General features: G+C 65.6%; 19 protein-coding genes. 10 read left to right on the top strand and 9 right to left on the bottom strand.

Annotated features, from left to right (window positions below):
* The first annotated feature begins 94 nt into the window (after positions 1 to 94).
* Positions 95 to 1,507: a cytochrome c oxidase accessory protein CcoG gene (gene ccoG, locus B4920_RS23430; RefSeq protein ID WP_079437105.1), complete on the top strand. Its 1,413-nt coding sequence runs from the start codon at positions 95 to 97 to the stop codon at positions 1,505 to 1,507.
* A 68-nt stretch (positions 1,508 to 1,575) separates the two neighbouring features.
* Here ccoG and B4920_RS23425 read toward each other — a convergent pair whose 3' ends face one another.
* The gene (locus B4920_RS23425) at positions 1,576 to 2,064 is read right to left on the bottom strand and encodes a nucleoside deaminase (protein WP_079437104.1); all 489 of its coding nucleotides are present in this window, start codon (positions 2,062 to 2,064) and stop codon (positions 1,576 to 1,578) included.
* A gap of 162 nt (positions 2,065 to 2,226) precedes the next feature.
* Here B4920_RS23425 and B4920_RS23420 point away from each other — a divergent pair, with 162 nt between their 5' ends.
* Positions 2,227 to 3,306, top strand: a complete 1,080-nt coding sequence (locus B4920_RS23420; protein ID WP_079437103.1) for a BMP family ABC transporter substrate-binding protein — start codon at positions 2,227 to 2,229, stop codon at positions 3,304 to 3,306.
* A gap of 78 nt (positions 3,307 to 3,384) precedes the next feature.
* Here the strand turns inward: B4920_RS23420 and B4920_RS23415 are convergent, their stop codons facing one another.
* Positions 3,385 to 3,999 carry a PEP-CTERM sorting domain-containing protein gene (locus B4920_RS23415; protein ID WP_079437102.1) on the bottom strand — a complete coding sequence of 205 codons (615 nt, stop codon included), beginning with the start codon at positions 3,997 to 3,999 and terminating at the stop codon, positions 3,385 to 3,387.
* A 168-nt stretch (positions 4,000 to 4,167) separates the two neighbouring features.
* Between B4920_RS23415 and B4920_RS23410 the strand changes: the two genes are divergently transcribed.
* The 3 genes from B4920_RS23410 to B4920_RS23400 all read left to right on the top strand — a co-directional run bounded on the left by B4920_RS23410 (position 4,168) and on the right by B4920_RS23400 (position 6,852).
* Complete coding sequence (locus tag B4920_RS23410) at positions 4,168 to 5,190, top strand: adenosine deaminase (protein ID WP_079437127.1); 1,023 nt, start codon at positions 4,168 to 4,170, stop codon at positions 5,188 to 5,190.
* A gap of 229 nt (positions 5,191 to 5,419) precedes the next feature.
* On the top strand, positions 5,420 to 6,598 hold the full coding sequence (locus B4920_RS23405) for a glycosyl hydrolase (RefSeq protein WP_079437101.1): 1,179 nt from the start codon (positions 5,420 to 5,422) through the stop codon (positions 6,596 to 6,598).
* Positions 6,595 to 6,852 carry a MoaD/ThiS family protein gene (locus B4920_RS23400; protein ID WP_079437100.1) on the top strand — a complete coding sequence of 86 codons (258 nt, stop codon included), beginning with the start codon at positions 6,595 to 6,597 and terminating at the stop codon, positions 6,850 to 6,852. Before B4920_RS23405 ends, B4920_RS23400 begins: the two co-directional genes overlap by 4 nt.
* 126 nt (positions 6,853 to 6,978) lie before the next feature.
* Here B4920_RS23400 and aldA read toward each other — a convergent pair whose 3' ends face one another.
* From aldA to B4920_RS23375, 5 genes are all read right to left on the bottom strand, one after another.
* Positions 6,979 to 8,415 (bottom strand): aldehyde dehydrogenase, encoded by a 1,437-nt coding sequence (aldA, locus tag B4920_RS23395; protein ID WP_079437099.1) that lies wholly within the window; start codon positions 8,413 to 8,415, stop codon positions 6,979 to 6,981.
* Positions 8,416 to 8,470: 55 nt separating this feature from the next.
* Positions 8,471 to 8,941 carry a DUF1097 domain-containing protein gene (locus B4920_RS23390; RefSeq protein ID WP_079437098.1) on the bottom strand — a complete coding sequence of 157 codons (471 nt, stop codon included), beginning with the start codon at positions 8,939 to 8,941 and terminating at the stop codon, positions 8,471 to 8,473.
* Positions 8,942 to 8,972: 31 nt separating this feature from the next.
* The gene (locus B4920_RS23385; protein ID WP_079437097.1) at positions 8,973 to 9,839 is read right to left on the bottom strand and encodes a transporter; all 867 of its coding nucleotides are present in this window, start codon (positions 9,837 to 9,839) and stop codon (positions 8,973 to 8,975) included.
* 111 nt (positions 9,840 to 9,950) lie between these two features.
* Positions 9,951 to 11,669: a methanol/ethanol family PQQ-dependent dehydrogenase gene (locus B4920_RS23380; RefSeq protein WP_079437096.1), complete on the bottom strand. Its 1,719-nt coding sequence runs from the start codon at positions 11,667 to 11,669 to the stop codon at positions 9,951 to 9,953.
* 56 nt (positions 11,670 to 11,725) lie between these two features.
* Positions 11,726 to 12,343, bottom strand: a complete 618-nt coding sequence (locus B4920_RS23375) for a ubiquinol-cytochrome c reductase iron-sulfur subunit (RefSeq protein ID WP_088179537.1) — start codon at positions 12,341 to 12,343, stop codon at positions 11,726 to 11,728.
* Positions 12,344 to 12,772: 429 nt separating this feature from the next.
* Between B4920_RS23375 and B4920_RS23370 the strand changes: the two genes are divergently transcribed.
* On the top strand, positions 12,773 to 14,731 hold the full coding sequence (locus B4920_RS23370; RefSeq protein ID WP_088179536.1) for a sigma-54-dependent Fis family transcriptional regulator: 1,959 nt from the start codon (positions 12,773 to 12,775) through the stop codon (positions 14,729 to 14,731).
* 75 nt (positions 14,732 to 14,806) lie between these two features.
* Complete coding sequence (locus B4920_RS29015; protein ID WP_139379608.1) at positions 14,807 to 15,091, top strand: hypothetical protein; 285 nt, start codon at positions 14,807 to 14,809, stop codon at positions 15,089 to 15,091.
* Positions 15,092 to 15,176: 85 nt separating this feature from the next.
* Here the strand turns inward: B4920_RS29015 and B4920_RS23365 are convergent, their stop codons facing one another.
* Positions 15,177 to 16,175, bottom strand: a complete 999-nt coding sequence (locus B4920_RS23365; RefSeq protein WP_079437094.1) for a LysR substrate-binding domain-containing protein — start codon at positions 16,173 to 16,175, stop codon at positions 15,177 to 15,179.
* A gap of 307 nt (positions 16,176 to 16,482) precedes the next feature.
* On the opposite strand from B4920_RS23365, the gene B4920_RS23360 reads away from it, so the two are divergent.
* The 3 genes from B4920_RS23360 to B4920_RS29010 all read left to right on the top strand — a co-directional run bounded on the left by B4920_RS23360 (position 16,483) and on the right by B4920_RS29010 (position 22,177).
* On the top strand, positions 16,483 to 19,098 hold the full coding sequence (locus B4920_RS23360; protein WP_079437093.1) for a type VI secretion system Vgr family protein: 2,616 nt from the start codon (positions 16,483 to 16,485) through the stop codon (positions 19,096 to 19,098).
* A 62-nt stretch (positions 19,099 to 19,160) separates the two neighbouring features.
* On the top strand, positions 19,161 to 20,939 hold the full coding sequence (locus tag B4920_RS23355; protein ID WP_216819996.1) for an alpha/beta hydrolase: 1,779 nt from the start codon (positions 19,161 to 19,163) through the stop codon (positions 20,937 to 20,939).
* Positions 20,894 to 22,177 carry a T6SS immunity protein Tli4 family protein gene (locus tag B4920_RS29010; protein ID WP_139379607.1) on the top strand — a complete coding sequence of 428 codons (1,284 nt, stop codon included), beginning with the start codon at positions 20,894 to 20,896 and terminating at the stop codon, positions 22,175 to 22,177. Before B4920_RS23355 ends, B4920_RS29010 begins: the two co-directional genes overlap by 46 nt.
* Positions 22,178 to 22,448: 271 nt before the next feature.
* Here the strand turns inward: B4920_RS29010 and B4920_RS23345 are convergent.
* A partial coding sequence (locus B4920_RS23345) for an IS4 family transposase (protein ID WP_305847118.1) occupies positions 22,449 to 22,870 on the bottom strand: 422 nt, incomplete at its 5' end.

The raw sequence follows: 22,870 nt of genomic DNA, 5'->3' as shown, positions 1-22,870 counted from the left end.
TAAAAGATGTACGCAGGATGTTGATTATCCCTCAGCCGGTTGTTAGCATAAAGCTGTACAGAGCATACATCTTTATAAGGCAGCGGTTATATTCATGTCCGATCAGCCCCAACCACAACGCGTCATCCCGATCCAGCCGCTGTTCAAGGCGGAACCGAAGGTCTATCCCCGTTCCATCCAGGGCTTCTTCCAGCGCTGGCGCTGGGGCTTCGTGGCCCTCACCCAGCTGATCTTCTACGGTCTGTGCTGGCTGCCGTGGCACGGCCGGCAGGCCGTGCTGTTCGACCTGGAGGCGCGCCGTTTCTACCTGTTCGACCTGGTGCTGTGGCCGCAGGACACCATCTACCTGGCGCTGCTGCTGGTGCTGTCGGCGCTGGCGCTGTTCCTGTTCACCGCGGTGGCCGGGCGCTTGTGGTGCGGCTACACCTGTCCGCAGACGGTCTATACGGAGATTTTCCTGTGGATCGAGAAGCAGATCGAGGGTGACCGCCAGCAGCGCATGAAGCTCGACGCGGCACCGATGAGCGCCGCCAAGTTCGGCCGCAAGAGCCTCAAGCAGGGGATCTGGCTGCTGCTGTCCCTATGGACCGGCTTCACTTTCGTCGGCTACTTCACGCCGATCCATGATCTGGCCCGTGAGGCGCTGACCGTATCGATGACCGGCGCCGAGATCTTCTGGGTGCTGTTCTACGGCGCCGCCACCTACGGCAACGCCGGCTTCCTGCGCGAGCAGATGTGCAAGTACATCTGCCCCTACGCCCGCTTCCAGTTCGTGATGTTCGACTCCGACACGCTGATCATCACCTACGACGAGCAGCGCGGCGACCCGCGCGGCAGCCGCTCGAAGAAGGCCGATCCGCGCCAGCAGGGTCTTGGCGACTGCGTGGACTGCGGCATCTGCGTGCAGGTCTGCCCGACCGGCATCGACATCCGCAATGGCCTGCAGGTGGAGTGCATCGGTTGCGCGGCGTGCATCGATGCCTGCGACCAGGTGATGGACAAGATGAGCTACCCGCGCGGCTTGATCCGCTATTCGACGGAGAACGCGCTGAAGGGTGGACTCGGCCGCAGCGAAATTGTCAGGCGGGCCTTCCGCCCGCGCACGCTGATCTACTCGGCGGTGTTCCTCATCCTCACCGTGGCCACCGGCTGGTCGCTGCTGACCCGCCCGCCGCTGAAGGTGGACGTGGTGCGCGACCGCGGCGTGATGGCCCGCGAAGCCGACGATGGCAGCATCGAGAACGTCTTCCAGCTGCAGCTGATCAGCACCAGCGAGACCGAGAGCCGCTACACCGTTGGCGTCGCCGGCATCGACGGCATCCGCCTGGCGGCGCCGGTGCAGGTGACGGTGCCCGGTGCCGCCAGCACGGCGGTGACGGTCACCGTGCGGGTCGCGCCGGAGGCGGTGGAGAACCAGCACGGCTCGAAGCCGATGCACTTCATCCTCACCGATACCGCGGCGCCCGACGTGCGCATCGACGAACCGGCCAAGTTCTGGCTGCCCTGAGCGCCCCGCGGGGGAGCGAGGAAATGTGGGGCCGCCCGACGTTTCCTTGAAACTCCTCGCGGCCGGCTTCAGCGTTTCCAGAAGCCGGCGTGGGGGGCGGCCGCTTCGGCCTCCAGCCACGGCCCATGCACCTCGATGCGGCGCTGGCCGCGGGCGAACACCTCGCGGCACGGCAGCGAGAAGGTCGGGTTCTCCGGGTGGTCGCCGGTGAGGCCGAGCAGCGCGTGCTCCGACAGCGCATACACCACGCGGCCGATGCCGCACCAGTAGATCGCCCCGGCGCACATCGCACAGGGCTCGGCGCTGGAATACAGCGTGGCCTTGGCCAGCTCTTCCGTTGACAGGCGGCGTGCCGCCTGCGCCGCGGCGACCAGCTCGGCGTGGCGGGTCGGATCGCCGTCGGGGGGCAGCGAATCGTTGCCGGCCTCGGCGACGATAGTCCCGGCCGCATCGACGACCAATGCGGCGAAGGGGTGCTTGCCGCTGTCGCGCACGCGGCGCGACAGCGCGATGGCGTAACGCAGGAAATGTTCGTCCTGGGACGTGGGAAAGGACATGCTCGTGCTCCGCTTGAAGGTGGGCGGATTATGGCTGCCGCCGCGGGCCGCTTTCTGCGCCGAACCATATACCGGTCATAACGGAACCGGGATGGGTTGGAGGAGGTCCGGTTGTTACAGTGGCTCCCACGACGCACAACCCTGCCCACGGAGATTGCCCCCATGTCCCTGTCCCGCTTCAAGACCGCCGCCACCTGTGTCTTCGTGACACTGGGGCTGGCCAGCCAGGCCTTCGCCGCCGACCCCGCCAAGATCGGCTTTGTGTACATCGGCCCGACCGGCGACCACGGCTGGACCTTTTCCCACGACCAGGGCCGCAAGGCCGTGGACGCCAAGTTCGGCGACAAGGTGAAGACCACCTTCGTCGAGAACGTGCCGGAAACCGCCGACGCCGAGCGGGTCTTCCGCGACCTGGCCCAGCAGGGCTACAAGATCGTCTTCGGCACCTCCTTCGGCTACATGAACCAGGAGGTGAAGGTCGCCAAGGCCTTCCCGAACACCAAGTTCATGCACGCCACCGGCTACAAGACGGCCCCCAACCTGGGCGTCTACGACGTGCGTACCTATGAAGGCGCCTACATGCTCGGCGTGGTGGCCGGCAAGATGAGCAAGACCGGCAAGCTCGGCGTGGTGGCGTCGATCCCCATCCCCGAGGTGATCCGCAACATCAACGCCTTCACCCTCGGCGCCCGCAGCGTCAATCCGAAGGCCACCACACGCGCCATCTGGGTGAACAGCTGGTTCGACCCGGGCAAGGAACGCGAGGCCGCGCTGACCCTGATCGCCCAGGGCTCCGACGTGCTGATGCAGAACACCGACTCGCCGGCCGTCGTGCAGGCCGCCCAGGAGAAGGGCGTGCTGGCCTTCGGCTGGGATTCCGACATGACCAAGTTCGGCGGCAAGGCCCACCTGGCGGCCTCGGTGCTGCACTGGGACGTGATCTACACCAAGGCCGTCGGCGAAGTGCTCGACGGCACCTGGAAGACCGGCGACATCTGGTGGGGCGTGAAGGAGGGCGCGGTGAACATCGAGTCCTTCGGCCCGGCGGTGCCGGCCGACGTGAAGAAGCTGGCCGAGGAGCGCCGCGATGCCATCAAGGCCGGCAAGCTGCATCCCTTTACCGGCCCGCTGAAGGGCCAGGACGGCAAGGAAGTGCTGGCCGCCGCCAAGACCATGGGCGACCCCGACCTGCGCAAGATGAACTTCTACGTGGAAGGCGTGGAAGGCTCGATCCCGAAGTAAACGACCGTGCATCGCCACGTGCGGCAAGGCCAGTCCCTCGGGTTTGTGTCCTGCCGCACGCGGCATTGCCCCACCACGTCAGCGCCGCCGCCGCGCCAGTAGAGCGGCGCCGGCCAGGGCCGTCAGGGCCAGGCTGCCGGGTTCGGGGACGCTCTGCAGCGACAGGGTCATCGGCGCGAACGCCATGTCGATGTTGCCGTTTGCATCGGAGGCCGTGCCGAAAATGCTGGTCGAGGCGATGCCCAGCGTGCCCGGCCCGGCCGCTGCGGCGGAGAAATTGTTTGCGATGGGGACGGCCGACACCGAGTCGAGCGGATTGCCGTAAGCGTCGAAATTGAACACCATCAGCATGCCGTCGGAGAGGCCGTTCAGCTCGGTGCCGAGTGTCGTCGAGCCGAGCCGGTAGATCAGCCCCCAGCCGATCGACACCGTTTGCAGGAAATCCGCATAGTCGATGCTGAAGGCGTCGACCGCTGCATTGCCGGCGAAGGACAGCTGGAAGCCGTCGATTTCCCCATGGGTGCCGACGAGGTAGCCATCGCCGTTCAGGTCCGTTCCGCTGAAGTAGCCGCTCACTCCGCCTCCGCCGGAGTAACCTGCCTGGTAAAAATTGTAGGTGGCGGCATGGCTGAAGGTGGCGAGAACCAGCAGGCCAAGGCCTGCGACGGCACGGCGGAGCGTGAATTTATGCATGGTGAGTCCCCGGTTGATTAGGTGATTGCAGTCCCGTGTGCACGATCTGTCTATGCATTTGGGGTTTTGGAGTGTATGCCTTGTAAATTGAAGTGGGCGTCTCCGATTACCCGTCCCGGTCACTCGCCGGATCTACAATTGAACCCTTCCTGTTGCGGAGAAATGATCATGACTGCCAGCGATGTCCTCTCCCTGGCCCTCGGCATGCCCAAGGCCGAGCTGCACGTCCACATCGAGGGCACCCTCGAACCCGAGCTGGCCTTCGCGCTGGCCCGCCGCAACGGCGTGGCGCTGCCCTACGCCGATGAGGCGGCGCTGAAGGCGGCCTACGCCTTCGACAGCCTGCAGAGCTTTCTCGACCTGTACTACGCCTGCGCCGACGTGCTGCGCACCCGCGACGATTTCCGCGACCTGATGCTGGCCTACCTGGAGCGCGCCGCGGCGGATGGCGTGATCCACGCCGAGATCTTCTTCGACCCGCAGACCCACACCGCCCGTGGCATCCCCTTTGCCACCGTGCTCGACGGCCTCGACGACGGGCTGGCTGAGGGGGCGCGGCGCTGGGGCATCTCGGGGCGCTTGATCCTGTGCTTCCTGCGCCACCTCAGCGAGGACGAATGCCTGGCCACGCTGGCCGAGGCCGAACCCTACTTGGCGCGCATCCACGGCTTCGGGCTGGATTCGTCCGAGCGTGGCCACCCGCCGTCCCAGTTCGTGCGCCTGTTCGCCCGCTGCCGTGAACTCGGCAAGCCGGTGGTCGCCCACGCCGGCGAGGAAGGCCCGCCGGAATACATCACCGAAGCCCTCGACCTGCTCGGCGCCCGCCGCATCGACCACGGCGTGCGGGCGGTGGACGACCCTGCGGTACTGACCCGCCTGGCCGAGGAAGGCATCCCGCTGACCGTCTGCCCGCTGTCCAACACCCGCCTGTGCGTGTTCAAGGAGATGCGCGAGCACAGCCTGCCGCGCCTGCTCGCCGCCGGCGCCAAGGTGACGTTGAACAGCGACGATCCGGCCTATTTCGGCGGCTACCTCAACGCCAACATCCGCGCGGTGCATGAAGCCTTCCACTTCGACGCTGCCACCTGGTACCGGCTGGCGCGCAACAGCTTCGAAGCCAGCTTCGCCAGCGACGCCGAAAAAACCGCCTGGATCGCCCGCCTCGACACCTATTTCGCCGCCGCCCGCTGAACACGTCGGAGCTTTCCTTGTAGGGGCGAATTCATTCTCCCTTACAGGCCACCCCCAACGGTCCAGTTTCCATTACAGCGCGCCCCCGGCCTGCGAACTTGGCGGAGTCCGCGTGATCGAACGCGGACATTCCCGTCCCCACGGGTCTGTCGGCGGCCCTGACACGCGTGGCAGACGCGTGCCGCAGCCGCTCTCCCGCCACAGCGGCGGTCTTTTGGAGGAGCGAGCGATGGCAAGCGAGATCGACCAGGGGGCCGCGCAGCGCGGTCCGACTTCCGTCCTGCTGCTGGTGGCCACGCGCAAGGGCGCCTGGCTGTACCACGGCGACGCGACCCGCCAGCATTGGTGGGTGGAGGGCCCCCACTTCCTGGGCCACATCATCAACCATTTGGTGCTCGACCCGCGCGACGGGCGCACGCTGCTGGCAGCCGCCAAGACCGGCCACCTCGGGCCGACGGTGTTCCGTTCCACCGACCTCGGGCGCAGCTGGCAGGAAGCCGCCCGGCCGCCGGCTTTCGCGCCGGCCCCCGAAGGCCAGGGCGGGCGTTCGGTGGATCACACCTTCTGGCTGACCCCCGGCCACGCCGACCAGCCCGGCGTGTGGTACGCCGGCACCTCGCCGCAGGGCCTGTTCCGTTCGGAGGACGGCGGTGTCAGCTGGGCGCCGTTCTCGCCGATCAACGACGACCCGCAGTACCGCAAGTGGATGGGCACCGTGCAGGACGGCACGCCGGACGGGCCCAAGCTGCACTCAATCATCGTCGACCCGCGCGACGCCGAGCACCTGTACTTCGCGATGTCCGGCGGTGGCGTGCATGAATCGGGGGACGGCGGACGCAGCTTCGCGCCCTTGCTCAGCGGCATCGAGGTCGTCGAAGGCTTCGACGGCAGCGACCCGACCTTCCACGACCCCCACTGTGTGCGCCTGTGCCCGACCAATCCGGACCGGCTGTACCAGCAGAACCACTGCGGCATCTATCGCCTCGACCGCCCGTCCGACACCTGGCAGCGCATCGGCCGCGCGATGCCGGCGGAGGTCGGCGACATCGGCTTCCCGATGGTCGTCCATCCCCGCGACGCGAATGCGGTGTGGGTCTTTCCGATGGACGGCACCAGCGTGTGGCCGCGTACCAGCCCCGGTGGCAAGCCGGCGGTGTATGGCACCCGCGACGGCGGCGAAAGCTGGCAGCGCCTCGACGCCGGCCTGCCCGCCGAGCAGGCGTGGTGGACCGTCAAGCGCCAGGCCATGACGGCCGACAGTGCCGATCCGGTCGGGCTGTACTTCGGCACCACCAGCGGCGAGCTGTGGATGAGCGGCGACGAGGGCCGCCAATGGACGTGCATCGCCGCGCACCTGCCGGAGATCTACGCGGTGGAGGCGGCCATGGGGGTGGAGGGCGCGTCGTGAAGGTGCTGATCCCCAGCGCGCTGCGCTCCTACACCGAGCAGGCTTACGCCGAGGCGGGTGGGGATACGCTGGCGGCGGTGCTGGCCGCGCTGGACCGCAGCTATCCGGGCATCCGCTTCCGCATGATCGACGAGCAGAACCGCATCCGTCCGCACATCCGCTTCTTCGTCGATGGGGAGCAGGTCTTCGACCTGGCCCGGCGGCTCGACGGTGTGCAGGAGCTGGTCATCGTGCAGGCCCTCAGCGGCGGCTGAGGCGGAGCAAAAAAGGAGGGACGACGGGCGAGAGGGAGGATTCGCCCGCCGTCCCGGCGGCACGGCCGGGAGGTCGGCGGCCGCCGTAACAACAACGCGGAGAACAACGAGGAGAAAACGGAGGGCTCAGTTCTGCATGTACACCACGTGGGTCTCGGTGTACTCGTAGAGGCCGTGCTTGCCGTCGGCACCGCCGATGCCGGACTTGCGGCGGCCGGCGTGGAAGCCCTGCATGGCTTCGAAGTGTTCCCGGTTCACATAGGTCTCGCCGAAGCGCAGCTCGCGGCAGGCCTGCATCGCCGCGTTGAGATCCCTGGTGAAGATCGACGAGGTGAGGCCGTACTCCGAATCGTTGGCCAGCGCGATGGCCTCATCGAGGCTGTCCACCGTCTGGATCGGCAGCACCGGCCCGAAGATCTCCTTGCGCATGATCTCCATGTCGGCGCTGCAACCGGTGATCACCGTCGGCTCGTAGTGGAAGCCCGTCGGGCGGTCGGCCACGCGGCCGCCGAGGATCACCTCGGCGCCCTGCTCGCGGGCCCGGTTCACCATCGCCGCCACCTTGTCGAGGCCGATCTGGTTCACCAGCGGGCCCATGTGCACATCCGGCTCGGCCAGCGGGTCGCCGTAGCGGGTGGCGGCCATCAGCGTGCGCACCTTGGAGGTGAATGCATCGGCCACCGACTTTTCCACGTAGACCCGTTCGGCGCAGTTGCACACCTGCCCGGTGTTGATCACGCGGGAATCCACCACCGCCTTGGCGGCCAGGTCCAGGTCGGCGCTGGCCAGCACGATGGCCGGCGCCTTGCCGCCCAGCTCCAGGTTCACGCGGGTCAGGTTGCGGCCGGCGGCCTGCATGATCGTCGAGCCGGTGGCGACGCTGCCGGTGAAGCTGATCAGGCCCACGTCCGGGTGGGTGCACAGGCTGGCCCCCACGTCGGCGCCGCGCCCACCGACCAGGTTGAAGACCCCCGCCGGCAGGCCGGCCTCGGCCACCAGGCGGGCGAACTCGAAGGCGTTGATCGGCGTCTCCTCGCTCGGCTTGACGACGATGGTGTTGCCGGTGATCAGGGCCGGCGCCATCTTGCGGGCGATCAGGAAGAACGGGAAGTTCCACGGCAGGATGCCGACAGTCACGCCGATCGGCTTGCGATGCACGAAGATCGTCTCGCCCGGCCTGTCGCTCTGCAGGATCTCGCCCTCGATGCGGCGTGCCCACTCGGCCATGTAGTCCATGTAGTCGGCGGTGAAATCCACCTCGACGCGGGCCAGGCCGAGGACCTTGCCCTGCTCGCGGGTGATGATCTCGGCGAGGCGCTCCTTGTTCTGCCGAACTTTGGCGGCGATGGCCTTCAGATGGGCGGCGCGCTGGATCGCCGGCAGGCGCTCCCAGCCCGGCTGGGCGCGGCGGGCGGCGTCCACCGCGGCATTCACCTCGTCGCTGCTGGCGGTGGGGATGCGCGCCAGCAGCGCGTGGTTGGCCGGGTTATGCACGTCGATGGCGGTGGTGGCGTCGGCGGGCACGAAGCGGCCGTCGATGTAGTTCTCGTAGAGGGTCGTCACGTTGGGTCTCCTGAGGTGTATCGGGGTTGAGGTGTGGGGGCTGGAGGGGGAAAGGTCAGGCGGCGGGGCGGGCGAGCTTCTTGCCGACGCTCTCCGACACGTAGCCGAAGGCGAGGCCGGCGATCCAGGTCAGGGCGACGAGGGCGATGCTGAGGTCGATCTTTCCGCCGGAGCCGAAGAAGGACGCCGCGCCGAGGAAGGCCGCCGGCGTGTAGGACAGGGCGCCGATGTCGGCCATCGCCACCAGCACGAAGGCCAGCACGGCGACCAGCCCGATCAGCGGGCCGAGGCCGCCGCCCAGCGCCTGCACCCCGGCGAGGGTCACGGCGGTGAGCAGGATGCCGGCCAGGCCGGCGCCGAGGGCCTTGCTGAGCCCGCCGCTGCCGCCGCCGGCGGCGAAGAAGGCGGCCCAGGCGACGAAGCCGATCCACGGATTGAAGCCCAGGTTCGGGTTGCCGACGCTGAGATAAACCCAGGCGGCGACGAGCAGCGCGATGCTGAAGGCGAGGGCATGCAGGATCTTCATGGGAACACTCCTTGGCGCTGGTTTTGGGGAATCACCACACGTAGGCGTACTTGATGTTCACGCTGTTGTTGGCGGCGTGGTTCTTGCCGTCGATGCTGGACGAGTAGCGCAGGCTGATGGACTGGTTGTCGAAGGTGTGGAACATCACCCCGACGCCGCCGTCCAGCACGCGGGCGCTGGGCTGGTTGTTGCGGCTGCTGGTGCTCTCGTAGTCGAGGGCGATGAAGGGCTCGAGCAGGCCGGTGACCCGGTAGCCGAGGCGGTGGTTGGTGTGGAAAGTGTTGCCGGGGCGGCTGCCGTCCTTCTTCTCGCTCTGGAAGACCATGCCGGCGTCGGCGGTCCATCCGAGCTTGTCGGTGAGGCGCACGTCCCACAGGAAGCTCGACAGGTTCTTCCAGTTGGTGTCGCTGACCCGGTCGTCGCCGACCGGAACCTGCAGGAAGGACTGGAAGCCGAAGGTGGACTCGGGGCTCGGCTTCATCCATACCGCGAAGCCCGTGAGCGGGTCGCCGATGCCGCTGATGTGGCGGTCGGCGGCATTGGCGGCGTGCTGGTTGCGCACGCCGATCTCCGGCACGATCACCTCGTAGGCGAGGCCGATCTTCGGGTTGCCTTCCGGCGTCCAGAAGCGCACGTACTTGGACATGCCGACGATGGTCTGGCTGCCGTCGCCCTTCACCTTGTCGCCGTTGGCGTTGAAGGTGTCCTTGTTGTTCTGCACGTAGCCGTACTGCACGAAGACGTTGAAGGGCTTGAAGTCCACCGGCAGCTCGTATTCGTGGGGGCCGATGACGTCGAAGGTGGTCTGGGCGAAGGCGGCGGGGGCGCAGGCGGCGCCCAGGCCGGCCAGCGCGGCGGCCGACAACAGGCGGCGGAAGGGGGTGTGAAGGGTCTGCATGAATGTCTCCTTTGTCGTTTTTGGGCGTGAGTCCCCCCGCCGCGCCGCCGGAGGGCGGCGCGGGGCGGATCGCGCGGGTGGGCTGAACCGGGGTGGAGCTGGGGGGCGGGCTTACTTCTGCAGCTTGTAGACCAGGATCGTGCCGCCCTGGGGTACGACGGTCTTGTGGTCGAGCACCGCGTCGAAGGCACCCTGCATGCGCTGGGCATCGACGCCCCAGCCGGACTGCACGGCCACATACTGCTCGCCGTCCACCTCGAAGGACGAGGGCACGCCGGTGACGCCGGACGGGGTCGGGGTCTCCCACAGCACCTTGCCGCTCTTGGCGTCGAGGGCGCGGAACATGCGGTCGTTGGTGCCGCCGCCGAACACCAGGTTGCCGGCGGTGGTCATCAGCGGGCCCCAGTTCATCTCGGGGTAGGTGTGGGTCCACACCTTCTTGCCGGTCTTCAGGTCCCAGGCCTGCACTTCACCGATGTGCTGGCGGGATTTCTCGGTCATCCGCACGTTGGTCAGGATGTTGTCGAGGGACACGCCGATGTACAGGCTGCCGGCCTTGTACTTGACTGGTTCGCCGGTCAGTTCGGAGCACAGGTTGTTGTTGGCCGGAATGTAGAGCAGGCCGGTCTGCGGGTTGTAGGCCTCCGGCGGCCAGTCCTTGCCGCCCCACAGGGACGGACAGAAGTCGGTCTTCTTGCCGGTGCCGGGAATGCGCTTCGGGTCATAGGTCGGCCGGCCAGTCTTGGGGTCGAGGCTGGTGAACACGTTCTGCGTTACATAGGGCCAGGCATCCACGTAATTGACCTTGTCCTGGGTGCGCTCCAGCAGCCACAGGTAGCCGTTGCGGCCGGCGTGCACCAGGGACTTGAACTTCTTGCCCTTGTGCTCAAGGTCGATCAGCAGCGGCGCGGAGACTTCGTCCCAGTCCCAGGCGTCGTTCCAGTGGTACTGGTGGTGGCCCTTGATCTTGCCGGTATCCACGTCGAGGGCGATGGTGGAGTTGGCGTAGAGGTTATCGCCGGGGCGGGTGTCGGGCATCCACGGGCCGGCGTTGCCGACGCCCCAGTAGGCGATGTTGGTCTGGGAGTCGTAGGTGCCGGTGATCCACACCGAGCCGCCGCCGGTCTTGTAGGTCTCGCCGGGCCAGGTTTCGCTGCCCGCTTCGCCGGGGCCGGCGATGGTGTAGGTGCGCCAGGCTTCCTTGCCGCTGTCGGCGTCGAAGGCGGCGATGAAACCGCGGATGCCCAGCTCGCCGCCGGACGAGCCGACCATGATCTTGCCCTTGGCGGCCAGCGGGGCGAGGGTCATGTAATAGCCCTTCTTCCAGTCGGCCACGGGCACCTTCCACAGCTCCTTGCCGGTGGCCGCGTCGAGGGCCACCAGGAAGGCGTCGGTGGTGGCCAGGTAGAGCTTGTCGCCGTACAGCGCCACGCCGCGGTTGGTGGGGTGGAGCTGCATCAGCTCGTCGGGGATGGTCTTCTTGTAGCGCCACAGCTCCTTGCCGGTGGCGGCTTCCAGCGCGATCACCTGGTTGTTGGGGGTGGACACGTACATGTAGCCGTTATTGACGATGGGCGGCGCCTGGTGGCCCTCGGTCATGCCGGTGGTGTAGGACCAGGCCGGCACCAGCTTGCCGACGTTCTGGTTGGTGATCTGCTTGAGCGGGCTGTAGCCCCAGCCTTCGTAGTTGCCGCGGTACATCAGCCAGTTGCCGGCCTCGGGCTTGGTCAGGCGGGCGTCGGTGACGGGGCTGTAGGGGGCCAGGCTGGCGCCGGCCAGCATGGGGACGAGGGTCAGGCTGGCACACAGGGCCTTGAGTCGGGTTTTCATTTGCAGATGTCTCCTTTATTGCTTTGGTGTGGGCGAGCGGGTGAGGCGGGGAAAAATCAGGCGGACTTGGCGACGCCGGGGTGGGACGTGAAGGGGCCGGCCACCACCAGCACGCCGTTCTCCTCCTTCAGCGGCAGCAGCGGCAGCGTGCGCGGGGCCGGGCCGGCGACAACCTGGCCACCCTGGCTGGGGGAGAACTTCGAGAAGTGGCAGTAGCACATCAGGGTCTTGTCCTTGGCGACCCATTCGGAAACCTCGCAGCCCTGGTGCGTGCATACCGCCGAATAGGCCAGCACGCCGCCGGCGGCGTAGGCGCGGGTCTCGTCGGTGAGCTCCTGCGGATCGACGCGGACCAGGATCACCTTGTTGAGGCGGGAGCCGTCGCGCACTTCGCCGCTGGCCGGCTCGAAGGGGAAGGCGGCTACCGGCTTGGCGTCCGCCTGGATCTCGTTGCAGCGCAGGGGCTGGGCCTTGCCCTCGGCGTCGGTGCGCGCCAATTGGTCGCCGACTTTCGGTTTCGAATTGGCGTCGTCATCGGCAAGGGCATTGCGGCCAATTCCCAGCCCGGCGCAAAGGAGCAGTGCCGAGGTGGCTTTCAGCGTTTCCCGTCTATTGGGATTGGCCACGTTATCCGGCGTGGTCTCGACAAATGGTGTGGAAGGCGTCCTTTTCATTTTCCTGTCCTGCATTCTGGTTTGTGGCCGGCTCTATTAGGCAAAGCCTGTGCCATGGAATTGAAATGGAGCTCATCGAGGGTTTGGCTTTTGTTTTTTATCTTTTTAAATCAGGTGCTTTCTGTTTTTGTGGGTGCGCTGTGATTATTTTTGGATCCAAATTGGGTTGAATTGAAGGTCGCGCGCGGTCCGCCCGTGCACTACAGGTGTAGCGGGCAATGAATCAGGTGTCGTGTCGCAAAGTCGTAATTCGCTACAGCGCATTTTTCTGCTGCGCTGCGGTATTCGTCCGGGTATTTCCTTATTTGTCGCTTCTATTCGCAATGGCAATTTCCATGCGCTATCATCCAGCCACAAATAGCAGCCGCAGCGGCGGATTCCGCCAGCGCGGCGCGCACCCTTATAAGCGGTGGAGACGAGGAGATGGATATGCAGGGCAGGCACACCGATGCCTTGGCCGGGGGGCTCTTGCCCGGCGGAATGCTGAGCTTGGCGGCCACCGAGGCGCGCTTGCGCGAATCGTGGCGGCGCTCGGAGGAAACCTACCGCATCGATCCCTCCACCCGCTCCAGCCCGCGGGTGCTGTCGGCCGCCGAGTTCCGCGACCTGCGCGACCGCGCCGCCGTCTTTTTACGTATCGCCCAACTGGGCGTGGCGCGCCTGCACGAGCAGGTGCGCGATTCCGGCTATTGCGTGCTGCTCACCACCGGCGACGGGGCCAGCGTGGATTTCCGTGGCACGCCGAGCCTGGATGCGGAGTTCCGGCGCCGCGGCTTCATTGCCGGGGCCTGCTGGTCGGAGTCCGACGAAGGCACCTGCGGCGTCGGCACTGCCATCGTGGACCGGGCGCCGATCCTGGTGCATCGGGAGGAGCATTTCCGCAATCACAACCACGGCATCACCTGCAGCGCCGCGCCGGTGTTCGGCCCTCGTGACGAGCTGGTGGGCGTGCTGAATGCGTCGGCCTTTGCGGCGCCGGAGAACCGCAGCAGCCAGTCGGTGGTGTTCCGGCTGGTCCAGCAGAACGCGCTGGCCATCGAGAATGCGCTGTTCGTGGAGAGCTACAAGACGGCGTGGATCCTGTCGATCAGCGGGCCGGGGGATTGCTGGAGCCTTGGCGAGGCCCACTGCCTGGCCTTCGACGACGGCGGGCGCATCCTGGCCGCCAGCCGGCGCCTGCGGGCCGGGCTGTTTCCGGGCGCGGAGCTGCCGTCGCGGCGCGTCGAGGACGTCTTCGACCTGTCCGCCGACGAACTGGTGAAGCGCGCCCACGAGCGCCCCGGCGCGCCGATTCCGCTGCGCTGCCTGGCCAATGGGGTGCGCTTCGAGGCCCAGTTGCGCGCGCCGGTGCGCGAGGCGGCGGTGCCGGCGACGTTGTCGGTGAAGCGCGGCTTCGATGCGCTGGCCGCCGAAGATCCGCGGGTGCTGGAGAGCATCGAGCGGGTCAAGCGGGTGGTGGACCGCAAGCTGACCATCCTGCTGCTCGGCGAGACCGGCTCCGGCAAGGAAGCCTTCGCCCGCGCCATTCACGGCCACAGCCTGCGCCGCGACAAGCCCTTCGTGGCGCTCAACTGCGCGGCGATCCCGGAGAGCCTGATTGAGAGCGAGCTGTTCGGTTACAAGGAAGGGGCCTTCACCGGTGCCAAGGCCAAGGGCTCGAAGGGCAAGGTCCAGCAGTCCAGCGGCGGTACGCTGTTCCTCGACGAGATCGGCGACATGCCGCTGGCGCTGCAGACGCGCCTGCTGCGCGTGCTGGCCGAGGGCGAGGTGGTGGCGCTGGGCGCGTCGGAGCCGGAAGCGGTGGACCTCAACGTGGTCTGCGCGACCCACCGGGACCTGGCCGCGATGGTGCGCGCCGGCCAGTTCCGTGAAGACCTGTATTACCGCCTGAATGCGGCGGTGTTCCGCCTGCCGGCGCTGCGCGAGCGCTCCGACCGGCGGGTGGTGATCCGCCAGGTGCTGGCCCAGGAGCTGGTCACCGCCGGGCGGCAGTTGAGCCTGCCCGACGCGGTGCTCGAACAACTGGCCGCCTACCCGTGGCCCGGCAACATCCGCGAACTGCGCAACGCGCTGCGTTTTGCGGTGGCGGTGTGCGACGACGGCGTGCTGGCGGCGGCGCATTTTCCGGATGGGCTGCAGGCGCCGGTGCTGACGGTTGCCGCAGCGCCGGCGGTTGTATTTGCGGCCGCGCCGGAGGCGGGACGCCCGGCCGGCAACGAGCGGGACACCCTGCTCGACGAACTGCGCCGCTGCCACTGGAACATCTCGGCCGCTGCCGCCGCCATCGGCGTGTCGCGCTCGACGCTGTACCGGCGCATGCAGCGCCAGGGCATCGTCGCCCCCAACGCCGCCGACGCGCTGGAGGCCCACGGCCGGCTGACGCACTGAGCTTTCGCGCGCCGCTGCGGGGGCTGGCGGGGCGGCGCGGCGAGACCAGCTCAGCTCACGCGATGCGCCGTTGGCGTGGACGAATCATTGCGTCCCGTGGCTGGAGGGTTCTGTCAGTCCGATGGAAGATTTTTTCATCCGAAAAAACCGTTTTTTCGGATGAAAAAAATGCTGCGTCATGCCACCCGAGCGTTTTGTCATGCGGCGCAAGTTTTCCGTCTGGTGACGAAATCGTCCGGCGGTCTGGCAAAACGATTTTGTCGTGTGACAGAACCGTTCCGTCACGCGTCTCGGAAAATCTTCCATATGACAAAAGATTTTCGTCATACGGAAAAACGGATTTTTCACGCCATCGGATGATTTTTTCGGCAGAAAAAATCAATTTTTCATATGACGGAATCGTCCGGCGCGCCGTCCCGACGGGGGGAAGGCCCCCCGTTCAGGCTCACACCGTGGCGTAGGCGGTGCTGTCGGCGGCGCGGCCCTTGGGTGGGGTGGCGGGGGCGGCTTTCTGCAGGGCCGGCGAGTTGCGCACCACCGAGATGATCTGCTCGCGGAACCAGCGGCATTCCTCCTCGTAATGGCTGCGGTCGTGCCACAGCAGGTAAAAGCTCATCTTCGGGAACTCGATCGGCGGCTCGGCGACGGCCAGCGGCATCATCTTGGCGCAGTGCTCGGCGAAAATCCGCGGGCTGGAGAACAGCATGTCGGTTTCCAGCAGCAGGTAGGGCACCAGCCCGAAGTAGGGCACGTAGGCCACCACGTTGCGCTTCATACGCTCGCGGGCCAGGTGCAGGTCGATGACGCCGCGCTGGCCCACGGCATAGGGCGTCGGTACCAGGTGCTCGGCGGCCAGGTATTCGGCGGTGCCCAGCGGCTTGCCGGCCAGCGGATGGCCCTTGCGCATCAGGCACACCACCTCGTCTTCGAACAGCGGCGCGATGCGCAGGTTTTCCGGCGGCTGCGGCCAGTTGCCGATCACCACGTCGAGCTCGCCGTTCTCCATCGCGCGGGCGTAGTCGTAATCCGGCCCCAGGGAATGGAAGGCCACCTGGCTGTGCGGCGCCAGCTTGCGTAGGCGGGCGACGATCTCGCCGAGCAGCACCGCGTTGAGGTAGTCCGGCGTGGCGATGTTGAAGATGCGCCGCGAGCTGGCCGCGTCGAACTTGACCTGCCGCACCGCGATGGCCTCGATCTGCTGCAACGCGATCTTGACCGGCTCGAGCAGCCCGGCGCCGCGCTCGGTGGGCGTCATCCCGTTGCGACAGCGCACCAGCAACTGGTCGCCGGTGATGTCGCGCAGCCGCCGCAGCGCAGTGCTGACCGCCGGCTGGGACTGGTTGAGACGCCGCGCCGCCTTGCTCACGCTGCACTCGGTGAGCAGGGCGTGCAGTACGCGCAGCAAATGGACATCCATGGAATCCCAGGTGCAGTTCGCGGCCATGTCGGCTCTCCGATGAATGATTGATTGCGTGTTGCGGTGCAAAAAACGTTCCATGGGGGAAAGGCACGTATTCGGGGCGGATAGCGGGGGCAGTTGCCCGGAATGGGGGCCGATGTGGTGCGGGGTTGGGGCAGGAGCACTGCCGTGGTGCGCTGGTGCTGTCGGAGGCAAGACTGTGAGGGACATGTGGGGAGCTTCCGCTCGCGCAGAGGCATCCCTGCATCCGTAGAGAAGTTAATTTGTTTGGCATACAAAATACATATGGAATTAAAATGCGCCTCCATCTGCCACTTCCGAGTGCGTTTCCATGGACTTCTCGCCCGCATCCCTTGCGGCCCTGCTGCGCAGCTTCACCGACGCGTCGCGCCTGCTTGCCCTGCATATCGACGCCGGCGAGCCGGATGGCAGCCTGCTGCTGGCCGGCCGCCTGCACGGGCGGGAGGCGCTGTCCGAGTGCTATGCCTATGAGCTGGAGTGCTACAGCGCCAGGGCGGGGATAGGGCCGGAGCGTTTTCTCGGACGGCGCATCGGGGTCGAGCTGAAAGGGGTGACCGGCAATGTGCGCTGGTTCAACGGCGTCGTCACCCGCGCCACGCCGCGCGGGGCGGATGGGGGCTTTGCACGCTTCGACCTGATGTTAGCGCCGCATTTCGCGCTGTTGGGCATCGGGCGGGTGGCCCGTACCTATCAGGAGCTGTCGGTACCGGACATCCTCGACGCCGAGCTGTGCCGCTGGCAGCGTTCGGTGCCCGATCTGCAGTGGCGTTTCGACCTGATTGGCCGCTACCCGGTGCGCAGCTACACGGTCTTCCACCAGGAGAGCGCACTGGCCGCCATCGAGCGCCTGGCCGCGGAGGAAGGCATCGGCTACTACTTCGAACACCTGCCGGCGGACGGCGACGAGGTCGGCCTGCAGAGCCTGGTGTTCTTCGACGACGTGGGGGCGCTGCCCGGCAACGCCCAGGCCGTGCAGCCCTATCGCCAGGCCCTCGCCACCGAGGCCTTCGACACCATCGACCGCTGGGAGCCGACGCGCCGCCTGGTGCCGGGCGGCGTGGCGCTGCAGAGCTGGGAATACAAGGGGGTGACGAGCCTGACCGCGGATCTGCCGACCCTCCTCGACGATGGCCCGGGTGCCGACCTGGCCCGCGGCCTGCCGGACTACGGGCCCCAGTCCCAGTACTACGGGTCGGGCAGCGACGACCTGTACCGCTATGCGCGCCTGCGCATGGAAGCCTTCGAATCCCGCGCGCTGTGCTGGGAGGGCAGCGGGAGCATCCGCAGCGCGGTGGCCGGCAGCAGCTTCCATCTGGACGGCCACTATGCCGCGGCCGACGACAAGGGCTTCCTCTACGTGGCCGTCGAGCACGACGCGCGCAACAACCTGGCGCCGGATCTGCTCCATCGCATCTCCGGCCTGGCGGACGGCGGCGCCGAGGGGACGACGGGCGAGGCGGGCTATCGCAACCGTTTCACCGCGGTGCGCGCCGGCGTGCCCTGGCGCCCTGCCTATGAGCAGAGCCGCCATGCCAAGCCCACCGCGCCGGGCGTACAACCGGCGGTGGTTGTCGGCCCGCCGGGGGAGGAGGTCAATACCGATGCGCTGGGGCGCATCCAGGTCCGCTTCCCGTGGGATCCGGAAGGCCGCGACACCTGCTGGCTGCGGGTGCTGACGCCGGTGGCCGGCGAGGGCTGGGGGCAACTGCACCTGCCGCGGGTCGGCCAGGAGGTGCTGGTCGGCTACATCGGCAACGACATCGACCGGCCAGTGGTGCTGGGCTGCCTCAGCAACGGCACCCATCCGCCGCCGCGCTTCTCCGGGGCCGGGCATTATCCCGCCAACCGCGCGCTGTCCGGTTTTCAGAGCCGGGAACTGCGCGGCAACGGCTACGGCGAGCTGCTCTTCGACGACTCCACTGGGCAGATCAAGACCAAGCTGTCGTCGGAATGCGGCAAGACCCAGCTCAATCTGGGCTGGATCGGCGGTCCGCGCCACGACGGGGCGTCGGTCTACCGGGGGGCCGGCTTCGAACTGCGCTCCGACCTGTTCGGTGCGCTGCGGGCCGCCAAAGGCCTGCTGATCAGCGCCGACCCGCGCCCGGAAGGCAAGGGCGGCACGCTGGACCGTCAGGAACTCCTCGGCCAGCTCGACGTGACGCTGGCCATGAGCCGCCAACTCGGCGAGATGGCGACGGCCCACCAGGCCGGCGGCACCGACACCAGCGGCCAGGCCGCGCTGCGCGATGCAGTGGGCGGCTGGGGCGACCACAAGCAGCCGGCGGAGGCGGCCATTGCCGTGTCGGCGCCGGCCGGCATCGGGCTGTCCAGCCCGTGCAGCGTGCAGGCCTCATCGGGGACCAACCTGGATTTCACCGCGATGCAGGACGCCAACCTGAGCACCGGCCGCAAGATCGTCATGCGCGCCGCCCAGGGCATCGCCGCCTTCGCCCACCAGGCCGGCATGAAGCTCGTCGCGGCGGCGGGGCAGCTGCAGCTGATGGCCCACCGGGACGGCATCGACATCGGCGCTGCCAAACGCCTGCACCAGTACTCGCTCGACTCCATCCTCATCGAGGCGCCGCGCATCCTGCTGAAGACGGCCGGTGCGCAGATCGCATTGGACGAGAGCGGCATCACCCTGTCGGCCACCGGCCAGGTGCAGGGCAAGGCCGCCGGCTTCAACTTCGGCGGCGGCGGGGGCGGTGGCATCGACCTGCCCGGCATGCCCACGTCGAGCATGCGCACCAACGAGCGCGTCGCCTTCGCCGGCCGCGCCGGCCAGGCCCGCGAAGGCATCGCGTACACCGTCCACGATGCGGACGGCGCGCTGCGCGACGACGGCAACAGCGCCGCCGATGGAGCGTCCCGCAGCATCGTCAGCGATACCGACATGAAACCCCTGTCGATCACCCCCAAACCCTGACCTCATCCACTATGGCTGATCTTCCCGACGTCCCGGTCCACCCCCAGGCGACACGCCGCCTCGTGATGCGCTTCGACAAGAACGGCAACCCCGTCTTCGACTCCGTCCTCAGCCCCGAAAGCTTCGCCCCGCGCGCGCTATGCATCCTGCCCAAACGGCATGCGATCCCAGTGATCTTCGTGCCGGGGATCATGGGGAGCAATTTGAGGGCGACTGCGAAATATGACGCTAAACAGCCCCCGGCCTGGCGACCCCCAAATGGAACGGCCGAAGGTATAGGGGAGTGGTTCTACCGATGCAGGCAGGATGCGGCAGCGCGTCAGAGGCAGCTGACGCCCGAGCATTGTGAGGTCGATCCGACAGGGCCCATCGAGTTGTCGGACTCCACCTATACCCTCGACGAGTCCGAGGCGCGCCGCCGTGGCTGGGGAGAACTACATTGGGAGAGCTACGGGGAAATCCTGCTGACTCTCGAGAAGGTTCTGAACGATCAGTACGAGAGCAGCCCGGACGGACAACCGTCCCGGTTGATGCCGGTCTGGGAACTGGCCAAGACCCTGCGGTATCCGGCGGGGCAGAAGGACAAGGATGGCAATCCGCTGCCGACGGATGCGCTCAAGCGCTGGAACAAGGTTGCTGGCGGCGATTGTCCGCCCCTGACAGACGACGAAATCGCGCGCCTGGATGATTACTACTATCCGGTATGGGCCTGCGGCTACAACTGGCTGGAAAGTAATGCCGACTCCGCCAAGCGCCTGGTCCAGCGCATCCAGGATGTTCTCAAGCACTACAACCATCCCGATTGCCAATTCATTCCGGAGGGCCGGGTGATCCTGGTGACTCACTCGATGGGGGGCTTGGTTGCCCGGCGCGCGGCTCAATTGGCCGAAAAGGACATCCTCGGCGTCGTCCATGGCGTCCAACCGGTTGGGGGCGCCCCGGTCGTCTATCGGCGATTCCGGGCCGGGACGGAGACCAAGGGGCCTTCCGACGTGCTGGGGGCATTTGCGGCCGAGGTTCTCGGGTGGAGTGCTGCCGATATTACCTGCGTGATGGCCAATTCACCGGGGCCGTTGGAGTTGCTGCCGAACAAACACTATCCGGCCGGATGGTTGCGTTTCGAACGACATAGCGGGGAGCTGCGGGAGACGTTGATGCCGCCATTGCCTACGCCTGGTGGCGACCCCTATGAGCAAATTTATTCTGTTCGTGTACAGGATAAATGGTGGGGAATGGTGGATGAGAAGTTGATTGATCCGGCGGGCTTGATAGAAAAGACAAAAATAACTGCCTTTTCAAGTTATGCCAATGCTCTCAAAGAAGTTCAGAGGTTTCATGAAAAAAATCTTGGCCTTTATTTTCATCCAAGAACATATGCGTATTTCGGTTCTGATAAAGATCAGGTCTCATATGGCGCAGTCCTATGGGTGACGCAGGATCGTCTATTGCCTGACATTAGGGATAAATTAATTGATCAGAAAGCCAAATCGTGGGAGGACTCGGGGAGTGCCGTTCTTGGGGAGGGGGCGAATGGGATTCGTATGTGTCTTATTAGGGCTGAGGCTCCCAGAGATTCTGATGGGGAAAATGCAGGTGATGTTACTGTGCCGCGGGCATCTGGTGAACTCGTGAAGGGCGACAAGGATTTTGTTAAATGTGTATTCAAAATGAAAGGCTTTGATCATCAACATAGTTACTCAAATGCCGAAGTCCAGCATGCAGCGAGCTACTGCATCGGTCGTATTGTTATCAGTGCGAAGCCTGTCAGGGAATTACCACAAATGAAGGGAAACTCATGTTTAGAATCATCGCCTTCCTGTTCGTTGGGCTTTTCGCAATGACGGTGGATAGTGACGTCTTTGCTGGAGAGACGAGTGCTCGGAGTGCGCTCGCATGTTTCGGTCGTTTCCTTATCAACGTACCGGATGGGGCAAGGGTTCTTGGTGTGTCTTCACACTATTTGTTTGGATTCTTAGATAAGGATAGTGTTGCACTTGATAAGAATGGGTTTGAGCAGTTTCTTGTCAAGAGAGAGGATATTTATAAGGGAAGCGACAAGAAGAAAGATCGCATCCTGCTGCGAAGCTATACGCCTCACCCAAATACAAAAATTATCACTACCGTCGAGGAAGTTTTTGGTCGAGATAGCTATGGCTTCGAAGCTTACGCTTTAAGAGGAGGGAGTCTTTTTTCAATTAAAAAGAAGGGGTATGAAGCTGATATTTTTGGAAGAGAGGTTCTGCCTGAACTCGAAGTGATGATTTCTAATCTCCGTGTACGCCAGTCTGACGAGATTCCCGTCGAACCCGGTATGTGTATCGAGGACGGATTTGTCGCCAGCAATGGCTCGGAGAATGCTCTAGAACGCGCAAAGCTGTTTCTTGATTTTAAAAAATGGCCAGAGCTCAGTTTGACGGTGGAGTCCTGGACGGTAACTAAACCAGAGCCCTCGCTTCTGACACGATTGAATAACGTTGCAGTTCCGGAGGTCTTTCTGTCTTTGATGGGGCAGATGAAGACGTTGAGGCGCGGTAAGCATGACGTGGGGCCGTTCGAAGGGGAGGAGAGCCTGGACATGGTCCCCACAGGCGGTGGTTACAAGGTGCACATATTCCGCTGGGAGGCCCAGGGTGTGCCGGATGATCCCTTCAAACCAAATCTCGTAGTAGAACTGACGACGGGCCGAAATAGCGGCTATCAAGGCAAACGCCCGATGATCTCCGAAAAGGAGGCCGTCGAATTGTTCGATGCCGTGGTGAACTCCATCCGTTTGCGCCCCACCGGCCCGGCCAAACGGAGCGAGGCAGCCCCGGCCCCGAAAGCCCCCCTCGGAGAAATGGCCACGACGGGACGTCAGTGTCCGCAAACAGGCCGCTGGCGGGCTGAAGAAGGAGAAGAACGCCTGATCCGGGAAGGCGAGGTCATGCCGCATACGCCCGTGAGCGGTACAGCGAGCCTGTGGCAGAAACTGCGCGGTGAAGCCGCTCCAACCTACCGATCCGCGACGGTGTGGAAGCTGGTGGCCTATGAGATGCCAGCGGATGAGACACCGCTGGATGGTCAGGGGCACGCGGGGTGACGATAAGCGGAAGTTCCTGGATGCGTAGGTGCGGAGCCGTGGCGATTGTGCTCGTCAGTTCGCTGTGTATTGCTGCGCCAGAGCGCTCGGGTTCGCCGGCGTGTTTTGGACGTTTCCTTGTCAACTTGCCGGAAGGGGCAAAGATGTTGGGAATTACATCCGAGTAAATGTTTGGTGAGCTTGAGTCTGGGCGAGTCGCTATGGATACGGCAGGTTTCGAAAAAATGGTGGCAGAGCGAGAGGGGGCTTACCGCATCCCCTTACACACAATTCACCCCTGATCCATTTTCCTTGCCTGGCGCATGCCTTCGACAAAGACGGCCAGCTGCTGGAGACCGAGCCAGATTGTCTTGGCGCCGGGCTCACCATCATGTCGGCGGGCCAGGAAGCCTCCACGCTGGGCGATCAGGCGCAAGACGGTGTTCAGCGCGGGCACGGCTGTCGGGATGGGCTTCTTGTTCAGGATAAAGGCGGCCCGCCACTCATCGGCTTCGAACGCCATGTCGGCGGGTAAATCGGGCAGGCTCCGACCCAGGCGCATCAGGCGGTTGATCCGCCAGGCGATCACCATGTAAAGCGCCAGCGCACTTTGCAGGCGACGCGTGTCGGCCAGTTGCAGGCGCTCGACCCGGCAGCCTTCCTTGAGCACCAGGAAGAACAGTTCGATCTCCCAGCGGGCGCGATACCAGTCGA

The organism is Zoogloea sp. LCSB751 (assembly GCF_002028455.1).
In the GTDB taxonomy this organism is placed as follows: Bacteria; Pseudomonadota; Gammaproteobacteria; order Burkholderiales; family Rhodocyclaceae; genus Zoogloea.
The sequence above is the reverse complement of the archived record's forward strand: the minus strand, read 5'-3'. Positions and strand labels throughout refer to the sequence as shown.